16 protein-coding genes and 1 pseudogene are annotated in these 16846 nt (G+C 60.5%); 10 read left to right on the top strand and 7 right to left on the bottom strand.

Annotated elements, in window-relative coordinates; genetic code table 11:
* Positions 1 to 87 precede the first annotated feature (87 nt).
* The 3 genes from AVMA1855_RS16550 to AVMA1855_RS16540 all read left to right on the top strand — a co-directional run bounded on the left by AVMA1855_RS16550 (position 88) and on the right by AVMA1855_RS16540 (position 3859).
* Positions 88 to 309, top strand: a complete 222-nt coding sequence (locus AVMA1855_RS16550) for a hypothetical protein (RefSeq protein ID WP_272563976.1) — start codon at positions 88 to 90, stop codon at positions 307 to 309.
* Between the two features lie 114 nt (positions 310 to 423).
* Complete coding sequence (locus AVMA1855_RS16545; RefSeq protein ID WP_284426548.1) at positions 424 to 2634, top strand: TonB-dependent receptor; 2211 nt, start codon at positions 424 to 426, stop codon at positions 2632 to 2634.
* A 34-nt stretch (positions 2635 to 2668) separates the two neighbouring features.
* Positions 2669 to 3859: a PepSY-associated TM helix domain-containing protein gene (locus AVMA1855_RS16540; protein ID WP_502870342.1), complete on the top strand. Its 1191-nt coding sequence runs from the start codon at positions 2669 to 2671 to the stop codon at positions 3857 to 3859.
* Here the strand turns inward: AVMA1855_RS16540 and AVMA1855_RS16535 are convergent.
* From AVMA1855_RS16535 to AVMA1855_RS16525, 3 genes are all read right to left on the bottom strand, one after another.
* On the bottom strand, positions 3849 to 5360 hold the full coding sequence (locus AVMA1855_RS16535; protein WP_284426547.1) for a tripartite tricarboxylate transporter permease: 1512 nt from the start codon (positions 5358 to 5360) through the stop codon (positions 3849 to 3851). The genes AVMA1855_RS16540 and AVMA1855_RS16535 overlap by 11 nt on opposite strands.
* Positions 5360 to 5926: a tripartite tricarboxylate transporter TctB family protein gene (locus AVMA1855_RS16530; RefSeq protein WP_272563978.1), complete on the bottom strand. Its 567-nt coding sequence runs from the start codon at positions 5924 to 5926 to the stop codon at positions 5360 to 5362. The genes AVMA1855_RS16535 and AVMA1855_RS16530 overlap by 1 nt, the downstream gene beginning before the upstream one ends.
* 134 nt (positions 5927 to 6060) lie before the next feature.
* A complete protein-coding gene (locus AVMA1855_RS16525) occupies positions 6061 to 7020 on the bottom strand; it encodes a Bug family tripartite tricarboxylate transporter substrate binding protein (RefSeq protein WP_272563979.1) in 960 nt (319 codons plus the stop codon).
* 130 nt (positions 7021 to 7150) lie between these two features.
* Between AVMA1855_RS16525 and AVMA1855_RS16520 the strand changes: the two genes are divergently transcribed.
* The 5 genes from AVMA1855_RS16520 to AVMA1855_RS16500 all read left to right on the top strand — a co-directional run bounded on the left by AVMA1855_RS16520 (position 7151) and on the right by AVMA1855_RS16500 (position 11464).
* Positions 7151 to 7834 (top strand): response regulator transcription factor, encoded by a 684-nt coding sequence (locus AVMA1855_RS16520; protein WP_284426546.1) that lies wholly within the window; start codon positions 7151 to 7153, stop codon positions 7832 to 7834.
* Entirely contained in the window at positions 7831 to 9291 is a 1461-nt protein-coding gene (locus AVMA1855_RS16515; protein ID WP_284426545.1) for a sensor histidine kinase, read from the top strand. The genes AVMA1855_RS16520 and AVMA1855_RS16515 overlap by 4 nt, the downstream gene beginning before the upstream one ends.
* Complete coding sequence (locus AVMA1855_RS16510) at positions 9288 to 9707, top strand: RNA-binding S4 domain-containing protein (RefSeq protein WP_284426544.1); 420 nt, start codon at positions 9288 to 9290, stop codon at positions 9705 to 9707. The genes AVMA1855_RS16515 and AVMA1855_RS16510 overlap by 4 nt, the downstream gene beginning before the upstream one ends.
* Before the next feature lie 842 nt (positions 9708 to 10549).
* Positions 10550 to 10996: a hypothetical protein gene (locus AVMA1855_RS16505; protein WP_284426543.1), complete on the top strand. Its 447-nt coding sequence runs from the start codon at positions 10550 to 10552 to the stop codon at positions 10994 to 10996.
* Positions 10997 to 11284: 288 nt separating this feature from the next.
* Positions 11285 to 11464, top strand: coding sequence for a hypothetical protein (locus tag AVMA1855_RS16500; RefSeq protein WP_272563984.1), 180 nt, complete (start codon positions 11285 to 11287; stop codon positions 11462 to 11464).
* Positions 11465 to 11571: 107 nt separating this feature from the next.
* Here AVMA1855_RS16500 and AVMA1855_RS16495 read toward each other — a convergent pair whose 3' ends face one another.
* Positions 11572 to 11952 (bottom strand): hypothetical protein, encoded by a 381-nt coding sequence (locus AVMA1855_RS16495; RefSeq protein WP_284426542.1) that lies wholly within the window; start codon positions 11950 to 11952, stop codon positions 11572 to 11574.
* On the opposite strand from AVMA1855_RS16495, the gene AVMA1855_RS16490 reads away from it, so the two are divergent.
* Positions 11951 to 12382: a hypothetical protein gene (locus AVMA1855_RS16490; RefSeq protein WP_284426541.1), complete on the top strand. Its 432-nt coding sequence runs from the start codon at positions 11951 to 11953 to the stop codon at positions 12380 to 12382. The genes AVMA1855_RS16495 and AVMA1855_RS16490 overlap by 2 nt on opposite strands.
* Positions 12383 to 12426: 44 nt before the next feature.
* On the opposite strand, the gene AVMA1855_RS16485 is transcribed toward AVMA1855_RS16490, so the two are convergent.
* Both AVMA1855_RS16485 and AVMA1855_RS16480 read right to left on the bottom strand, forming a co-directional pair.
* Positions 12427 to 12795 (bottom strand): DUF1493 family protein, encoded by a 369-nt coding sequence (locus tag AVMA1855_RS16485; protein WP_284426540.1) that lies wholly within the window; start codon positions 12793 to 12795, stop codon positions 12427 to 12429.
* Positions 12795 to 13226, bottom strand: a pseudogene (locus AVMA1855_RS16480) (STM2901 family protein). Before AVMA1855_RS16480 ends, AVMA1855_RS16485 begins: the two are co-directional and overlap by 1 nt.
* A gap of 568 nt (positions 13227 to 13794) precedes the next feature.
* Between AVMA1855_RS16480 and AVMA1855_RS16475 the strand changes: the two are divergent.
* On the top strand, positions 13795 to 14436 hold the full coding sequence (locus AVMA1855_RS16475) for an ATP synthase subunit B family protein (RefSeq protein WP_284426538.1): 642 nt from the start codon (positions 13795 to 13797) through the stop codon (positions 14434 to 14436).
* Between the two features lie 455 nt (positions 14437 to 14891).
* Here AVMA1855_RS16475 and AVMA1855_RS16470 read toward each other — a convergent pair whose 3' ends face one another.
* Positions 14892 to 16010, bottom strand: coding sequence for a plasmid recombination protein (locus AVMA1855_RS16470; RefSeq protein WP_284426537.1), 1119 nt, complete (start codon positions 16008 to 16010; stop codon positions 14892 to 14894).
* Positions 16011 to 16846 lie beyond the last annotated feature (836 nt).

The following is a 16846-nucleotide window of genomic DNA, read 5'->3' as shown; positions in this document are numbered from 1 at the left end:
GAGAGCCTCTCCCCGGGGCGCTCGCTGCGCCTCGCTGGCCCTGCGTGGCGGCCCCTGCCGTCGCCACCGCCCCTCCCGATTGCGCCCATGCCACCACCGATCGAACCACCGTCCGACCTCCGCCCGACCCCTGGCGGCTTCTTTCCGCTGTGGGGCTGGCCCATCGCGCTGGGGGTGCTCACCGCCACCGGCCTGCTGAGCGCCCTGGTCAGCGATGGCTGGGGAGACGTCTGGTCCTGGGTGGCGCTGGGGGTGCCGGTGGCCACCATGGCCTGGTTCGGCCTTCGCCGCCGCCCGCCCTCGGCTTAAGCCCGGTCCCGATTTTCCGTGGCCCGATGCACTTGGCTCCTGGATGGACTTGTCCATGCCGCGCCGCCCCTTTCATTCATTCACGCCCTTCCTGACCTTGCCCCTCCCATGCCCATGAACCAGCACACCCCCATCGCCCTGGCCGTCGCACTGGCCCTCGCCACATTCGGCCTTCAGGCCAATGCCCAGGCCACGGCCACCCCTGCGGATGCCCCCACCCTGCCCACGGTGACAGTGGGCGCCAGCGCGGACGCATCGGCACAAGGCCTGTCGCCCGCCTACCCCGGCGGCCAGGTCGCCCGCGGCGGGCGGGCCGGCATTCTGGGCACGCGCGATGCGATGGAGACGCCTTTCAGCATCACCAGCTACACCAACGAACTGATCCAGGACCGGCAGGCGCGCAGCGTGGGCGAGGTGCTGCAGAACGATGCCGGCGTGCGGCTGGCGCGCGGCTTCGGCAACTTCCAGGAAACGTATTTCATCCGCGGCTTTCTGCTGGACTCGGACGACGTGGCCTACAACGGCCTGTACAGCCTGCTGCCGCGCCAGTACATCGCGACCGAACTCTTCGAGCGCGTGGAGCTGCTGCGCGGCGCCTCGGCGTTCCTGAACGGCGCGGCGCCCAACGGCGGCGGCATCGGCGGCGCGATCAACCTGCTGCCCAAGCGCGCGCCCAACGAGCCGCTGTCGCGCGTGACCGTGGGCACGGGCTCGGGCGGGTACGGCCAGGTGTCCACCGACATCGCGCGCCGCTTCGGCCCCGACAACAGCACCGGCATCCGACTGAATGCCGCCTACCGCGACGGCGACACCGCCGTGGACCATGAAAAGAGCCAACTGGGCCTGGTCTCCGTGGGCCTCGACTGGCGCAGCCGCGACGTGCGCCTGTCGGGCGACCTCGGCTGGCAGGACAACAAGCTCAAGGGCACGCGCACCAACGTCACCCTCAACGGCGCGAACGCCAACTTCATTCCCGCCGCGCCGGACGCCTCGGCCAACTTCTCGCAGCCCTGGACGTACTCCAACGAACGCGACCTGTTCGGCACTTTCCGCGGCGAAGTGGACATCAGCCCCGATGTGACCGCGTGGGGCGCCTGGGGCCTGCGCCGCAGCGAAGAGTCCAACTCGCTGGCCAACCTCAGCGTGAGCAACTCGACCACCGGCGAAGGCAGCACCTACCGCTTCGACAACACCCGCAAGGACCGGGTGAACACGGGCGAGCTCGGGGTGCGCGGCAAGGCCCGCACGGGCAGCGTGGGCCATGAGTGGGTGGCCTCGGCCTCGTACTTCGATGCCGAGAAAGACAACGCCTACGCGTTCGACTTTTTGAACACCCGCCCGGGCAGCCTGTATGCCTATACGCCCTACGCACAGCCCGCCTTCAGCGCGAATGCGGGCTATGGCGGGACGCTCGCCAGCCCCAACCTGACCGGCCGCACCCGCATGACCAGCTTCGCGCTGGGCGACACAATGTCCTTCGTGCAGGACACCGTCCTCGTCACGCTGGGCCTGCGCCACCAGAAGCTCGACGTGGCCGACTATGCCTACGGCACCTCCGCCCTGACCAACCGCTACGAGCAAAGCCGCACCAGCCCCCTGGCGAGCGCCGTGTTCAAGGCCAGCAAGCAGCTGTCGCTGTACGCCAACTATGTCGAGAGCCTGAGCAAGGGCGAAACCGCGCCCGCCACGGCCAACGGCACGCCGGTGGTCAACCGCGGCGAGCAGCTTTCGCCCTACGTCGCCAAGCAAAAGGAGATCGGCCTCAAGTACGACGCCGGCCGCATCGGCGGCTCGCTGGCGCTGTTCAGCACGACCAAGCCGCGCGCCATCGTCAACGCGGCCAACGTGTTCGCCTCGTCCGGCAAGGACCGCCACCAGGGCGTGGAGCTCAACGTGTACGGCGAGGCCACGCGCGGCCTGCGCGTGCTCGGCGGCATGACGTGGCTGGATGCCAAGCAGCGCGAGACCGGCAATGCCGCGCTCAACGGCAACCGCGTGATCGGCGTGCCGCGCCTGCAGGCGAACCTGGGCGCGGAATGGGACGTGCCGGGCGCGCAGGGCCTGGCCCTGGACGCGCGCGTGGTGCGCACCGGCGCCACCTATGCCAACGACGCCAACACCCTGCGCGTGCCTGCCTGGACGCGCCTGGATCTGGGCGTGCGCTACGCCACCGAGTGGAGCGGCCGCCTGGTCACCCTGCGCGCCCGCGTGGACAACGCCACCGACCGCAATTACTGGGCCTCCGCCGGCGGCTACCCGGGCTCCGGCTACCTCGTGGTGGCCGCGCCCCGCACGTTCACGCTGAGCGCCAGCGTGGATTTCTGATCCCGCCGCGACGCTCCCACCCATCGCCCCGACCATGCTGACTGCACGCTCCCTCAAGACCTGGACCTGGCTGCACAAGTGGAGCAGCCTGGTCTGCACCGTGTTCATGCTGCTGCTGTGCCTCACGGGCCTGCCGCTGATCTTCCACCACGAGATCGGGCACCTGCTGGGCACCGAGGTGGAAGCCCCGCCCATGCCCGCCGGCACGCCGCACGTCAGCCTGGACCGTGTGCTGGACGTGGCACGTGCACAGCACCCGGACCGGGTGGTGCAGTTCGCCTCTCAGCCCGAGGACAGCACCGACCTGTGGTTCGCCACCCTCACGCCCACGCCCGCCCCCACCGAGGATTTCCGATCGGTGGCGGTGGATGCCCGCACCGGCGCCCTGCTGGCGCAACCGCGCTTCGACGAGGGGTTCATGTACGTGATGTTCAAGCTGCACGTGGACCTGTTCGCGGGCCTGGCGGGCAAGCTGTTCCTGGGCTTCATGGGTTTGCTGCTGCTGGTGGCCATCGTCACGGGCGTGGTGCTGTATGCGCCCTTCATGCGCAAGCTGCGCTTCGGCGAGGTGCGGCGCGAACGCTCGACCCGCGTGAAGTGGCTCGACCTGCACAACCTGCTGGGCATCGTCACGCTGGTGTGGGCCTTCGTGGTGGGCGGCACCGGCATGATCAACACCTGGGCCGACCTGCTCGTCAAATACTGGCAGTACGACGAACTGAGCGCGCTGCTGGCGCCCTACAACGGCCAGCCGATCACGCCCGTGGCCGAGCGCGCCTCGGTGCAGAAGTCGCTGGACGCGGCCCTGGCCCGCGCACCGGGCACCAAGCTGTCGTTCATCGCGTTTCCGGGCACGTCGTTTTCCAGCCCGCACCACCACACGTTCTTCCTGCGCGGCAACGAGCCGCTCACGTCGCGGCTGCTGCAGCCGGTGCTGGTGGATGCCAAGACGGCAGAGGTGACCGCCGCGCCCAAGCTGCCGTGGTACCTCGTGGCCCTGCTGGTGTCGCAACCGCTGCATTTCGGCGACTACGGCGGCATGCCGATGAAGATCCTCTGGGCGCTGCTGGACATCGCCACCATCATCGTGCTGGGCAGCGGGCTCTACCTCTGGCTGGGCCGCAGGGCCGCCAGCCCGGCAACCGCTTCCCCCGGAAAAACGGCCAGCGGAGAAGCCGCCCCGGCCTCCCCGCTGACGGCGGCACGCGCACCGCTCAAGCGCTAGCCAGCGCCAGGCGACGCGCAGCCCAGCCGCGCATCAGGCGGGGCACGACCAGCACCGCCACCACGATCACCATCAGCGTGAGCGACATGGGCCGCGTGACGAAGATCGACCAGTTGCCCTCGCCGATCGAGATCGCATTGCGCATCTGCGCTTCGGCCAGGGGGCCGAGGATCATGCCCACGACGACCGGTGCGGTGGGGAAGTCGAACCGGCGCATCAGCACGCCCAGCACGCCGATGCCATACAGCAGGAACAGGTCGAACGCGCTCTGGCGCATGCCGTAGGCCCCCACCGTGGCGAAGATCAGGATGCCCGCATACAGCTGGGGCTTCGGAATCTTGAGCAGCTTGACCCACAGGCCCACCATGGGCAGGTTCAGCACCAGCAGCATCACGTTGCCGATGTACAGCGAGGCGATCAGCGCCCACACCAGCGTGGCCGACGTGGTGAACAGCTGCGGGCCGGGGTTGATGCCGTAGTTCTGGAACGCGCCCAGCAGCACCGCCGTCGTGTTGGAGGTCGGGATGCCCAGCGTGAGCAGCGGGATCATCGCGGCCGTCACCGTGGCGTTGTTGGCGGCCTCGGGGCCCGCCACGCCTTCGATGGCGCCTTCCTTGCCGAACTCGGCCTTGTCATCGCCCTTGGCCAGCTTCTTCTCGGTGGCGTAGCTCAGGAAGGTCGGGATCTCCGTGCCGCCGGCGGGAATGCAGCCGAACGGCGTGCCGATCAGCGTGCCACGCAGCCAGGCGGGAATGGATCGCTTCCAGTCGCGCGCCGTCATGTGCACGCGACCCATGCGGTTTTGCGTGTCCACCACGCGGCCTTCGTACATGGCGGCATACAGCACCTCGGCCACGGCGAACAGACCCACGGCCACCAGCACGATGTCGATGCCATCCAGCAGTTCGGGCTGGCCGGCCGTGTAGCGCGCCGCGCCGGAGATCTGGTCCATGCCGACCAGGCCGGCGGCCAGGCCCACGAACAGCGCCGTGAGGCCGCGCACGGTGCTCTTGCCCAGCACCGCGCTCACGGTCGTGAAGGCCAGCACCATCAGCATGAAATATTCCGGCGGCCCCAGGCGAACGGCGAAGTCGGCCACGTAGGGCGCGAACAGCGTCACCACCACGGTGGCGATGGTGCCGGCGACGAACGAGCCGATGGCCGCCGTGGCCAGCGCCGCACCCGCGCGCCCACTCTTGGCCATCTTGTTGCCCTCCATGGCCGTGACCATGCTCGCCGTCTCCCCGGGCGTGTTCAGCAGGATCGAAGTGGTCGATCCGCCATACATCGCGCCGTAGTAGATGCCGGCGAAAAAGATCATCGAGGCCGTGACCTCGACCTTGGCCGTGATGGGCAGCAGCATGGCCACCGCCACGGCCGGGCCGATGCCCGGCAGCACACCCACGGCGGTGCCCAGCGCGCAGCCCACCAGGGCCCACAAGAGATTGGCCGGAGTGGCCGCGGTGGCGAAGCCCGCCAGCAATGCGTCGAAGATTTCCATCACAGCCACCCTGTTTGCGTGAGACCCGGCAGGTTGATCGCCAGGAATTGCGTGAAAGCCCAATAGACCGGCGCCGAGATCAGCGCGCCGGTCAGTACGTCCATCGCCCAGGTGCGCGCCGCACCGGCCGACGGCTGCCCGGCCGCCCGGCGAAGCCCCTGCACCGCCAGCACGTAGCACAGCGTGCAGCTCAGGATGAAGCCCACCGTGGCGATCAGCGCCGCATTCAGCAGCAGTCCGGCCGACACCCAGACGAACGCCACCTTGTTGGCGCGCGCGGCGCCGCCAGGTTCGTCCATGGAGCGAAAGCCGCCCGACAGCGCCTCCCACAGCAGCACCCCGCCGCACAAGGCCAGCACGCCGGCCACCAGCCAGGGCAGGAAGCTCGGGCCCACGCCGCCGTAGCCCGCGTTCGAGGGAATGCTCACGGCACCGAAGGCCAGTCCGCCCGCGATCAGCACCACGGCGGCGCCCACGGCCGCCTGCATGCGCGCGCCGGGCACCGTGCTGGGCCCGGGGTCAGGCTCGGCCAGGGAAGGGGGGGAAGAAGCGATAGGCTCCGACATGCTTGTGTCCTCGTCATCCCCCGGGGCCACCGGCACGGGGTGCATTGATTTCAGCGCTGGGGTTCGGCGGCCGCGCAGGTCACGGCGGTGCGCCACCCGGGCCGGGCGCCGCACCGCGTGGGCAACACCGGGGGTCAGACCATGCCGGCCTTGACCATCGTGGCGCGCAGGCTGGCGAATTCGGCATCGACGAACGCGCCGAACTCGTCGCCGGCCAGCCATGCGGGCGTCCAGTCGTTCTTCTCCAGCGACTCGGCCCAGCTCTTGCTCTTGAGCGCCTTGGCCACCATGTCCACCAGGCCCTTGCGCTGCTCGGCCGAGATGCCCGGGGCGGCATACACGCCGCGCCAGTTGCCGATCTCCACATTGATGCCCTGCTCCTTGAGCGTGGGCACCGAAGAGCCCTTTAGGCGCTGGCCCGAGGTCACCGCCACCGGCACCATCTTCTTGGTGTTGATGTACTCGGCCATCTCGCTGTAGCCGCCACCGCCGATGGTCACGTTGCCGCCCAGGATGGCCGCGATCGCCTCGCCGCCTCCGCGGAACGCCACGTAGTTGATCTTGGCCGGGTCCACACCGGCTTCGCGGGCGATCATCGCCGCGGCGATGTGCTCGGTGGAGCCGCGCGAGCCGCCGCCCCACTTCACGCTGCCAGGGTCCTTCTTGAGCTGGGCGATCACGTCACCCATGGTCTTGAAGGGCGAGCTGGCCGGCAGCACGAACACGTTGTATTCGCTGGTCAGACGCGCGATCGGCGTGGCCTGCGACAGGTTCACGGGCGGCTTGCCCGTGATGATCCCGCCCACCATCACCGAGCCCATCACCATCAGCGCGTTCGGATCGCCCTTGCTGGAGTTGACGAACTGCGCCAGGCCGATGGCGCCGGCCGCGCCGCCCTTGTTGTCGTAGGTGACGGACGAGGCCACGCCGGCGTCCTGCAGCGCTCGGCCCAGGGCACGGCCCGTGGTGTCCCAGCCGCCGCCGGGGTTGGCCGGCAGCATCATCTTGACGGCGGTGGCAGCGCGGGCCGACAACGGCAACGCACCGGCCGCGGCCAGGGCCGCCAGGGATTTGAGGAAGGTGTCACGACGCATCGTTGTCTCCTGGATTCATAGTTGTACGAACGGGCCGATGATGCGCGCCGTTCCTGTCAAACGGCTGTCCGCGCGCTCAGGGTAAACACCCATCTTCGGCGCCGCTGCGAGCGGTGCTAAGGTGCCGCGCATGCAACTGCTTCTCGTGGAAGACGACCCGGCCATGCAGGCCACGCTGCAACGCTCCCTGACCCGCCGCGGCATGGAGGTGACGGCCCTCGGCGACGGCCGCGCCGCCCTCGCGCAATGGACCGCGCGTGCCCCGGATGCCGTCGTGCTGGACCTCACCCTGCCCGGCCTCGACGGCCTGCAGGTGCTGCAGCAGGCGCGTGCCAAAGGGCTGCGCACCCCCGTGCTGTTGCTCACCGCCCGCGGCACCGTGGGGGACCGGGTGCTCGGCCTGAACGCCGGCGCCGACGACTACCTGCCCAAGCCCTTCGACCTGGACGAGCTGGAGGCACGGCTGCGCGCGCTGGTGCGCCGGACCGGCGAGGCACCTGAGGCCCAATCGGCCTCCAGCACAATCAACATCGCGGCAGTGCGCTACGAAAAAGATAGCGGCGCCATATACCTGGGCAACGAGGTCATGGAGTTCACCCCGCGCGAGTTGGCCCTCATGCACGCCCTGCTCGCCCAGCCCGGCCATGCGGTGACCAAGGAGCGCCTGTACGAACTGGTCTTTCCCGGGCAGCTCGACGTGCAGTACGAGGCCATCGAGGTCGTCGTCTACCGCCTGCGCAAGAAGCTGGTGGGCACCGGCCTCACGCTCATGACCCTGCGGGGGCTGGGCTACCTGCTCAAGGCCGATGCATGAAGCGCGCCGCCGCGCGCCCCCGCACGCGATCGCTGCGCCGGCAGCTGCTGGTGGGCATCCTGGTGCCCGCCTCGCTGTTCATCGCCTACAACACCCACAGCCTGTACCGGCAGACGCTGGCGTCGCTGCACACCGCCTATGACCGCACGCTGCTCGCCTCGGCCAAGAGCATCAGCGAGCAGATCGACGTGACCGGCTACGACGATGCGGCCCAGCTGCGTGCCATCGTTCCCTACTCCGCGCTGGAGGCCTTCGAGGCGGACAACCAAAGCCGCATGTTCTACCGCGTGTCCGACCTGCACGGCGGCCTGGTGTCGGGGTTTGCCGAACTGCCGTTCTGGCACGGCAGCATTCCTGCCCGCCCGCCCTATGCCGCACTGGTGGACTTCTACGACGACCAGTTCCGCGGCCGCCCTGTGCGCGTGGCCGTGCTGCTGCAGCCCGTGGCCACGCCCCAGGGCCGCGGCATGGCCGTGATCCAGGTGGCTGAAACGCTGGAGCTGCGCCAGACCCTGGCCTTGCAGATCCTGTGGACCACGCTGGCGCGGCAGGCACTGCTGGTGGTGGCCATCGGCGTCATCGTGGTGCTGGTGGTGCAACAGGCCACGCGCCCTGTACGGCAGCTCAGCGCGCGGCTGCAGAACCGGCCTGAGGACGACCTGCGCCCCATCTCCGCGCCATCCGCGCCGCGCGAGCTGCAGCCGCTCATCGACGCCACCAACCACGTCATGCTGCGGCTGTCGCACCTGCTGGCACACCAGAAACGTTTCGTGCGCGATGCCTCGCACCAATTGCGCACGCCGCTGGCCGTGCTCAAGACCCAGGTGCAGTCCGCGCTGCGTGGTGATGCGCCTCCCGAGCAGGCACTGCACGAGATCAGCGACACCGTGGAGCGTGCCACCCAGTTGGCCAACCAGATGCTCGCGCTGGCCAAGGTCGAGCAGTTGCGCCAGCAAAGCGCCCCACCCGTGACCCGGCTGGATGAAGAACTGCGGGCGATCGCCCTGGAACTGTCGCCCCTCATCGCCCAGCGCGACCTGGACTTCGGCATCCACACCGACCCGGCCCCCGTCCAGGCGCACGAATGGATGCTGCGCGAACTCACCCGCAATCTGCTGCACAACGCGATCCGCCACACACCGGTGTCCGGCGTGCTGTCGGTGGAATTGCGCACGGACGGGCGCCACGTGGCGCTGACCGTGGCCGACAGCGGCCCTGGCATCGATGCCGAGCTGGCGCAGCGCCTGTTCCAGCCGTTCTCGGCCGGCGACGTGCGCACCGGGTCCGGACTGGGGCTGGCCATCTGCCAGGAGATCGTGCAGGCGCTGGACGGACACATCGAGCTGTCCAACCGGATGGACGGCGCACGGGTTGTCGGGCTGGATGCGGTGGTGCGCCTTCCGTTGGCATCGGCCGACAATCCGCCGCCCGCGGATCGGAAGAAAATGGCCGCATGAACCCTCCCGAATCGATGCGCCTGGACAAATGGCTGTGGTGCGCCCGTTTCTACAAAACTCGCTCGCTGGCCGTGGAAGAGATCGGCAAAGGCCGCGTGACCGTCAATGGTCAAGCGGCCAAGGCAGCCAGAGAACTGCGGGCCGGCGATACCGTCGATCTGCGCCAAGGTCCCATGCAGCGCACGGTGCAAGTGCGCGCGCTCAGCGGCATGCGCGGTCCTGCACCTGTGGCGCAATTGCTTTATGAAGAAACGGCGGAAAGCATCGCCGCCCGCGAAAAAGCCGCGGAGCAGCGCCGCCTGGCGCCTGAGCCCGCCGCCAGCCTGCACGAAGGCCGGCCGACCAAACGGGATCGCCGCAACATCGACCAAGCGCGTGATTGGGGCAGCCGCTGGAGCGCGTCCGCCGACGATTGACCGGCGGATCCTAGGTGCCATGCCGGGGGAACCCTACCGCCCCAAAAGAAATGCCCGCACAGGGGCGGGCAAAGTCGGGCAGGCATTGCGGCCTGGTCACAGCCCGAATTCCTTAGGGGAGGCGATGCCCCGTCCGGTGGAATCCATTTTGAGCACGACCCTTACTCTCCGCTGACAGCACAAAAAAGAATGCCCGCACGAGGCGGGCAAAACTTGCTAAAGAGCAAGAAAGGGAGGTGTCGGCTGGAGGTGCCGACGGGATGAATCATAACCCTCTCACGTTCGAAAAAAGCAGGTCTATCGTTTCGCCTGACGGAATTTGAGAAATATGCTATTCCTGACGTCGATTCCGCACAAATCGAGACGCCAAGTTCACGGCTTTTGTCACCTGCGCTGATTTGCCACGATGCAAGCGCCACGCGCGCGAAATTTTTCACATCGCCACAAAAGACGCAAAAGACGCAAAAGACGCAAAAGACGCAAAAGACGCAAAAGACGCAAAAGACGCAAAAAGTTACAGCAAACCATGCATCCCTGACTTCCGACTCAGGTTTCTCCTACGCCCTTTTCCGTGGTGAAAGCGCAACCTTTGAACGCACAGGAGACGTTTCAAGTGCGTTTGTTTGTTAACCCCAGGAACAAGGAAAAGCGATGCCGATGAGCCCTCCTCCGCAAGACAACCAAAAACAGGCAGTTCAACCGGAGCGCCTCACACGCGCAACCGCCCATCAGCAGGTAATTCGCTGCCTCCACCCTGAACCCTTTTTTACCCACTAATTAAAGACTTGGCCAAAAGGCGTAAGTCATTGCCTAACCCACCCCATCCCATCCCATCCCATCCCATGGACAACTACCCGGCAAGGAGCGCGAAACATCGCGGCCTCATGCAACAGTTCACACCCTTGAACCTCTCCACCGATTGGGCGGAATACAACGTGATCAAAGCCCGCGGCGTCCGCATCGTGGCGTTGTCCGGCCAGGCCGCCTACTCCGCCAACGGCTACACCGTTCAGAACGCAGCCGGATGCATCGAGATCACCGGCGGAAAAGTCGGGGTGCACGGCACCATGCTGATGATCGGATTCACCCTGGATGCAGCGGCACCGCCACCCGCATTCGAAATCCTGTCGGGCGATGCCGTCGGAATGATGACGCTGCCGGCCCATTGTTTTGCCGCCTATGCCGCGATTGCAAACACGACTGGCGCCCACTTTCGCATTGGCGCGGATGGGATGCTCAATGCACTGACCACGGATGCGGCCTCGCTGTACCTGACGTCTGCCACCTGAGGCCGTCTTCGGTCGCAAAAAACATGCGCAAAGCCAGCGGCCAATGGGTGGAACTGACATGCGCTGGCCGCACTTACCGCATCTCACAGGGTGTATCCACACCCTCGAACTATCATCGCCTCGCCTGGCCAGGTGACGGGGTCTCAGGCCAACGCCGTGTCCACTCGCGGTAAAGGCGTTTGTGCTCAGCGCGCGCGCGTCGAGCGCATTCACCCTGTCTTTTTTTGTGGCCTGATAAGACGCCTCCATCCACAATGCTAGGCTTCAACCACTCTCCACCCCACTTCGATGCGTGAACAACTGACAGCACGGCTTGCGCAACTCAAGAGCGAGCTTTCTGCAGGCGAGCAGCAACTCCGGCAATTGGAAGCGCGGCAAGCTGAACTCAGCCATACCCTGATGCGCATCCGTGGAGCGATCCAGGTTCTGGAGGAACTGGAACAGGAAACCGCGCCCCGGGGCGACTGAGCGCAACGGAATCCATACGCTCTGCGGCGCCTCGCCGGAGCCACTCATTCCCAATGGACAAGCCATCGATTGATGGTGGCTGCCCATGGGTTCAGATGCATGCAATTTCAGCGAGGCAAAACGGTATTGGGGGTCTTGCCCGCGTCATGCGTTGGTTGCTCGTCGGCTGACGGGGCATCGGGCTCGACCAGACTTCCCGCGGCCGACCCGCCCAACGCGCCCGCCACGGCACCGACGGTGCCACCCACGAACACTCCGACAGGCCCTGCCACGGCCGCACCAACGGCCGCGCCTGCGGCCGTACCGGCCATGACACCGCCGCCCATCAGCGAAGATTTCGATTCGCGCTCGGCCTCTTCAGGCGACAGCGCATATTGGGCCGCCACGGCCGGGTCCTGCGAAGGAATGCCGTGACCGGGACGGGCCTGCTCGGCCAAGTCAGTGCCGGCAGGTCTTGTTTCAGCCAGGGGCGTATGGGATGCGTTCATGGTGGGCTCCTTTGAGGTTGTCGCTTCGCAGGCGAAATGCCCGCTGCTATTCCGTTGTAAAGAGCCCATCACCCTCGCCTCGCCGTCCCGAACACCGCGTGGATGTCGGACGACACGCAATCGCGGCAAATTACTTGACCCAGGTCATTTCTGGCAGGGTGCGGATCGAAATCTGCGCCACGGCGCAGGCATGGCACGTTCAAAACGGCAACCCGGTCGAAACGAAAAACCCGCCGAAGCGGGTTTTGAAAAGAACGCCATCGTGGGCGCAGGGAGCAGCATCGATATGTCGTCCTGCGCTGAAGCCACCGCTAAAAAGGAAAAAGCCCCAAGTGAAAAATCACTTGGGGCTTTTGTACCTGGCGGAAACGGAGGGACAATGAATTCCCAACCGAAAACCCAGCAAAATCAAGGACTTAGCAGCGTTTAAAATCTAAATTTTGCTACCAAACGTGCTACCAGTCAAGCATGCAATCAATTTAATTGGTGCTGTTCGATCTTTTCAGCGTCCCACTTCTTCAACTCGACAGCTTTTGCAAGCATACCCAGGGTTAACGGAACCTTTTCAGCCTCCTTTTGAAATTTCCTTCGGAAACTTGGGAATGGCAATAGCAACAGTTTGAACGGATTAAAACCTTCGCCGTTGAAGTATCTTTGAAAGTTGAATTCTTGATAGTCCACATTAAACCTATCAAAGAATTTCTCCATGAACTCTACTGCGTCATCTCCTGTGATATGAAGATCATCCTCAATTGTGGTAGAAGGATTAATTTTCTTGTCAGGGAATATTCCAGATTCCTCCCTGACAAAATCTTCGATTTCTGCCATGGAATTGATTGCCATCAGAAAACCTTGTCCTCTTCTTGTACCAGCTCATTATAAGCCCGCACAGATTCAGTGGATATTTTTTAAGCATCATAGGCGAGCATAACCACTCCGACCACAGGAATTGTTCTACCGACAAATGTTCCTATATTTTTTACCAATAGCACCTTCAATTGCAACATACTCTTCCAGGTAATTGTAGGGAGTATTCGGTGCTTCAATTCAAAAGGAAGCACCTTGCGAGAGACAACCGAGGCGATAGAGGTTCCCTTTGTTGCTCCTGCAAACTTCCCTCGTGTGGGTAGCATTGGATAGCCTGCGATAACCGCGCCTATTGCCGTAACGTCGTCTATTCCGAAGTGACTAGCTGCCGTATCGACAAACACCAAGAATAACAATTCTTGCGGCTGCAATTGCTGATGAATCCCGTAGGTATACGTATTACTCAACCCAAACTCCCTTTGTTAAAGACTTCTATTTTTTCATTACCGAGACAAAGTTTCTGCATCATTTTGCAACAGGCAACAAAAAAGCCCCTTGAATGGGGCTTCTTTATTTTGCTCAGGCTAACAGCTTCTCTACCACAAGAAAGGATTTTGAGCCAAAAATATAATAAAGAAAAATAAATCAAATGTCAAGTTTTGTGCCTGAAAATTATAAAGAAAAACTCGATTTGTCCATATTACAAGAGCCAAACCAAAAACCAAACCACGGGAACCCGCGCCAGTATTGGGTTTCAAGGCATACCCAAACCAACACCTAAAAGTCGATTTGTCAAGGCCAAACCGAGCAAAGCCAATGCTGGCGCGGCTTTCAAGCCAATCCCAAACCAAGCCGGCCTATTAATGATACATCATTGATGACAACCAAGGTATTACGCATAAGCAATACCTTGGTTGAAAAAGAAAATAAGTAGATTCACTCTCTATAAACTAGAAAAACAAAAGTGGCAAATTTTTAAAGCTTGACATTTTAATTTTCTCTGCTATTTTGAAAATACCACAGGTAGGATTCAAAATGGCATCAGAATACATTAACATCGAAGTCGAAGTCTTCAAGAAACTTCACAGTAGAAATATCACAGATTATGATCGGAAGGTCTACGGCACATTATGTGCCCATGCAACCTTTAAACATCGAGTATGGGGTGTTTACTCGCGACAAACCTACTACACGTTAGCTAAGGCGGTAGAAGAACTGACAAATGACCGCAAGCAGATAGATCATCTGCAAAGGTCAGTGCGACGGCTTGAACACGCTGGGTTAGTAAAAGTACTGTTCCAGAGTAGAGAAATCGAGTCAAAAACTAAGAATAAAATGAAGCCGCCTCCAAAAGAGCTAATAATCTCCCTAAACCCCACTGCTACATTACAATCCTTGCTCACTTCGATAGAGCAAAATATTGAGGACTTCAATATCTATGCAGATCGAATCAGAGAGTTGGAGAAGAACATTGGGGTCAAGCTCAACATCGTGAGGAAAATTGCTCCGAAATTGGTAGCAATTAATAACGCTGAGCTTGACGATGACGAGAAAATCGCAGGTGAATTATTTCCGGGTCAGCTCCAAGTAGTCTCAGACGCTGCCTTAATTTCCCTCACAATGGAATCGGCCAGTGCAGGCTTCAAGTATTTTCCAAGGCGAACTTCTGTCCCGTGAGAAGTCGCATAAATATATGCAGTCTTGTTGTCACTCATAGTACCCAAATGAGTGATCTCACTGAATGGCAGGCGTACTGAATCACACTCCAACCCAACATGCGCTATCAAATTCCTTGGATTGTTGCGCTTCTGGGTGCGATCATATTGGTTTGGCCGACCAGTGCGAAACCACATTTTTATGCGACAAATGTATGGTTTCAGGTTTGCTTTCCTATCATCTGGACTATTTTGGCTTGGTATATAACCAAAAAGTCCCAGCCTATAATGGGTCGGTATGGCCTAGTTTGCCTCTGCCTCTTTTTCTTTTTTGCCCCCATTATTGTATTTGGGATGGGTTGGTAAAGTATAAGCTGTGAGAAAACCTGCGCTCCAGCTAGAAATCAAAACTACCCAAAAATAGAAATTTTCAATAATCATAATAGTGCCTTTATTCTTTGAATTAAAGGCACTATTTTATTTGTCAAGCTTTATTTTTCTTCCGGCTTGGCCAGCACCAGCGTTTTCAACGGTCCGCGCACGTTCTAGCTCTATTATTTTCTTTGCCTGCGAGGTGATAACAGACTTTTGCATGTTGTTTTCAGCGCGCAAGTTTCTATTCTCATTTCGTAAGTCTGCTATTGTTTTTAATCCTTTGCCATAGTGCGTCTGCTGTGCAAGTGCCTTGGCAATTTCTTTTTCTGCACGTTCCTTCAAACGGTCCAAGACCGCATATTCCTTCTCTCTATTTGTCTGGACGAGCTTCTTTAAGGCAAAGTTGTTCTTAACCAGTATTTGCAGCCTAGGGTAAACCCTAGATAAAAACAGCTCCTTAACCTGGGTCTTGGTATTCAAAAGACCCAGGTCTTTCACGAAGTCAGCTACCAGCTCATCAATAATCTTCTTGTAGTCATCGGTCTCAGCCTGTTTTACCCTCTCGGTAAACTCCCGGTTGCTTATTTTTTCAGCAGTACTGCCTTTTATGGGTCTTTTCAAACCCAAGTGTGCATTAGCTTTGGCGTGAGCTGTCACAAACTTCTTCCAGAAGTTTGGGTTCCAACGGTTAGCGTTCAAAGAGTTTACGGTGCGCTCCTGCGTACCGTACTGGTTTTTGTATTTCAGGGTCTTGGTTTCTTCCGGAGATAGCATCAAATGGATGTGTGGGGTCTTCTCATCGAGATGAAGCACTGCAAATTTGATGGCGTCAGGCCCAAGCTGGCGCCCAACAAAATCCATTTGCACAGCTACCCACTCTTCTAGCTTCTTTCTCGTTTCTGGGGTGATTGCACCATTTTGGTGCCAATTATCACCCCAAAACTCAGGACTAGTGGTTATCACCATGTCAATCAGCAAGACACTATCCTTCTTAATAGCTATCTCTTTATCCTTCCAATGGGCCTGGAAGGATTTTAAAACGCTTTTAGCACTCCGGGTATTGACATTCAGAGGGTTTGCCAATACCTTGTTTAAATGCATTCTGGCAGGGTCTATCCTCTTCTTATCAGCCACGGATAGATGCTGCCTTAAATTGTGGTCTGCCATTACTGTGATTTTGGCATTGCTCTTTACTTTTTGGAATTCTGCTATGCAATACATCGGTGGTCTTTCTTCTTATTATTAGTAGTACTTCTCCTTATATTTAAGCAGAAAACCATGGCAAGTCAAATAGCTTCCGTGCGGAAGCTATTTCGCCTTGCCATTACTTAAAATGGCAACCCTCAAAAATACTGCGCATTTTCTCTGGGTTCCCACCGAAAAAACTGACGTTTTTTCTTTTTAAGCAACTGTGCCAGTTGATTGCTAAACAGCCGAATACCCTCGCCAGCTTGCTATACTTTGTATAGCAATGTCTCGCATCTCATGGCAGGGTTGCCATTCGCTTTTGAACAGCCTTCAAATCCCCATATTTCTAGTGGCTTTTCTCAAAATAACTGAGGCTTTCCATTCGCCATTATTAATACCTTCCGGCCATAAAAAAAGCTCCCGAAGGAGCTTTGTTTTACTGTCCGGCCTAGCGTTACTGCTACTGTTACATCTGCAATTTCACTGGTAGAGCTTCTCAAAAATCCTTCGTTGAGCTTGCGCTACAACCTCAAAAAGTGCATCCACAGTGTAAGGTTTAGTGTAGTAGTTTACGTTAGTGTTATCCAGCTCGTGTCCAAAAAATTGGCTCCGAGCTTCTAATGCCACGCCAGCTTTTGCATAGTAGTCGTTCGCATATTTACGCAACGAATGAAATACCAGCTTGCGATTTTTAAGCCCCAGTTCTTCTAATCTGCGTGTGAATTTCTTACCTACTGCGTTACCTTTGGGAACCTCTCAAAACCCATCCGGTCCCTTGTTGATCGAGAACGCGTGCTCCATCCTTTGCCATGATCACTCCCCGTAGCGCCCTGAAGTTCGACCTGTTCGCTGAGGCCTCGCGCCAACAC

Source organism: Acidovorax sp. SUPP1855, from assembly GCF_030158955.1.
Lineage (GTDB): Bacteria > Pseudomonadota > Gammaproteobacteria > Burkholderiales > Burkholderiaceae_C > Paracidovorax.
The sequence above is the reverse complement of the archived record's forward strand: the minus strand, read 5'-3'. Positions and strand labels throughout refer to the sequence as shown.

Coding starts and splice junctions, on each gene's coding strand:
- AVMA1855_RS16550 (WP_272563976.1), top strand. CDS start 88: ATGCCACCACCGATCGAACCACCGTCCGACCTCCGCCCGACCCCTGGC.
- AVMA1855_RS16545 (WP_284426548.1), top strand. CDS start 424: ATGAACCAGCACACCCCCATCGCCCTGGCCGTCGCACTGGCCCTCGCC.
- AVMA1855_RS16540 (WP_502870342.1), top strand. CDS start 2,669: ATGCTGACTGCACGCTCCCTCAAGACCTGGACCTGGCTGCACAAGTGG.
- AVMA1855_RS16535 (WP_284426547.1), bottom strand. CDS start 5,360: ATGGAAATCTTCGACGCATTGCTGGCGGGCTTCGCCACCGCGGCCACT.
- AVMA1855_RS16530 (WP_272563978.1), bottom strand. CDS start 5,926: ATGTCGGAGCCTATCGCTTCTTCCCCCCCTTCCCTGGCCGAGCCTGAC.
- AVMA1855_RS16525 (WP_272563979.1), bottom strand. CDS start 7,020: ATGCGTCGTGACACCTTCCTCAAATCCCTGGCGGCCCTGGCCGCGGCC.
- AVMA1855_RS16520 (WP_284426546.1), top strand. CDS start 7,151: ATGCAACTGCTTCTCGTGGAAGACGACCCGGCCATGCAGGCCACGCTG.
- AVMA1855_RS16515 (WP_284426545.1), top strand. CDS start 7,831: ATGAAGCGCGCCGCCGCGCGCCCCCGCACGCGATCGCTGCGCCGGCAG.
- AVMA1855_RS16510 (WP_284426544.1), top strand. CDS start 9,288: ATGAACCCTCCCGAATCGATGCGCCTGGACAAATGGCTGTGGTGCGCC.
- AVMA1855_RS16505 (WP_284426543.1), top strand. CDS start 10,550: ATGGACAACTACCCGGCAAGGAGCGCGAAACATCGCGGCCTCATGCAA.
- AVMA1855_RS16500 (WP_272563984.1), top strand. CDS start 11,285: ATGCGTGAACAACTGACAGCACGGCTTGCGCAACTCAAGAGCGAGCTT.
- AVMA1855_RS16490 (WP_284426541.1), top strand. CDS start 11,951: ATGGTGGGCTCCTTTGAGGTTGTCGCTTCGCAGGCGAAATGCCCGCTG.
- AVMA1855_RS16495 (WP_284426542.1), bottom strand. CDS start 11,952: ATGAACGCATCCCATACGCCCCTGGCTGAAACAAGACCTGCCGGCACT.
- AVMA1855_RS16485 (WP_284426540.1), bottom strand. CDS start 12,795: ATGGCAATCAATTCCATGGCAGAAATCGAAGATTTTGTCAGGGAGGAA.
- AVMA1855_RS16475 (WP_284426538.1), top strand. CDS start 13,795: ATGGCATCAGAATACATTAACATCGAAGTCGAAGTCTTCAAGAAACTT.
- AVMA1855_RS16470 (WP_284426537.1), bottom strand. CDS start 16,010: ATGTATTGCATAGCAGAATTCCAAAAAGTAAAGAGCAATGCCAAAATC.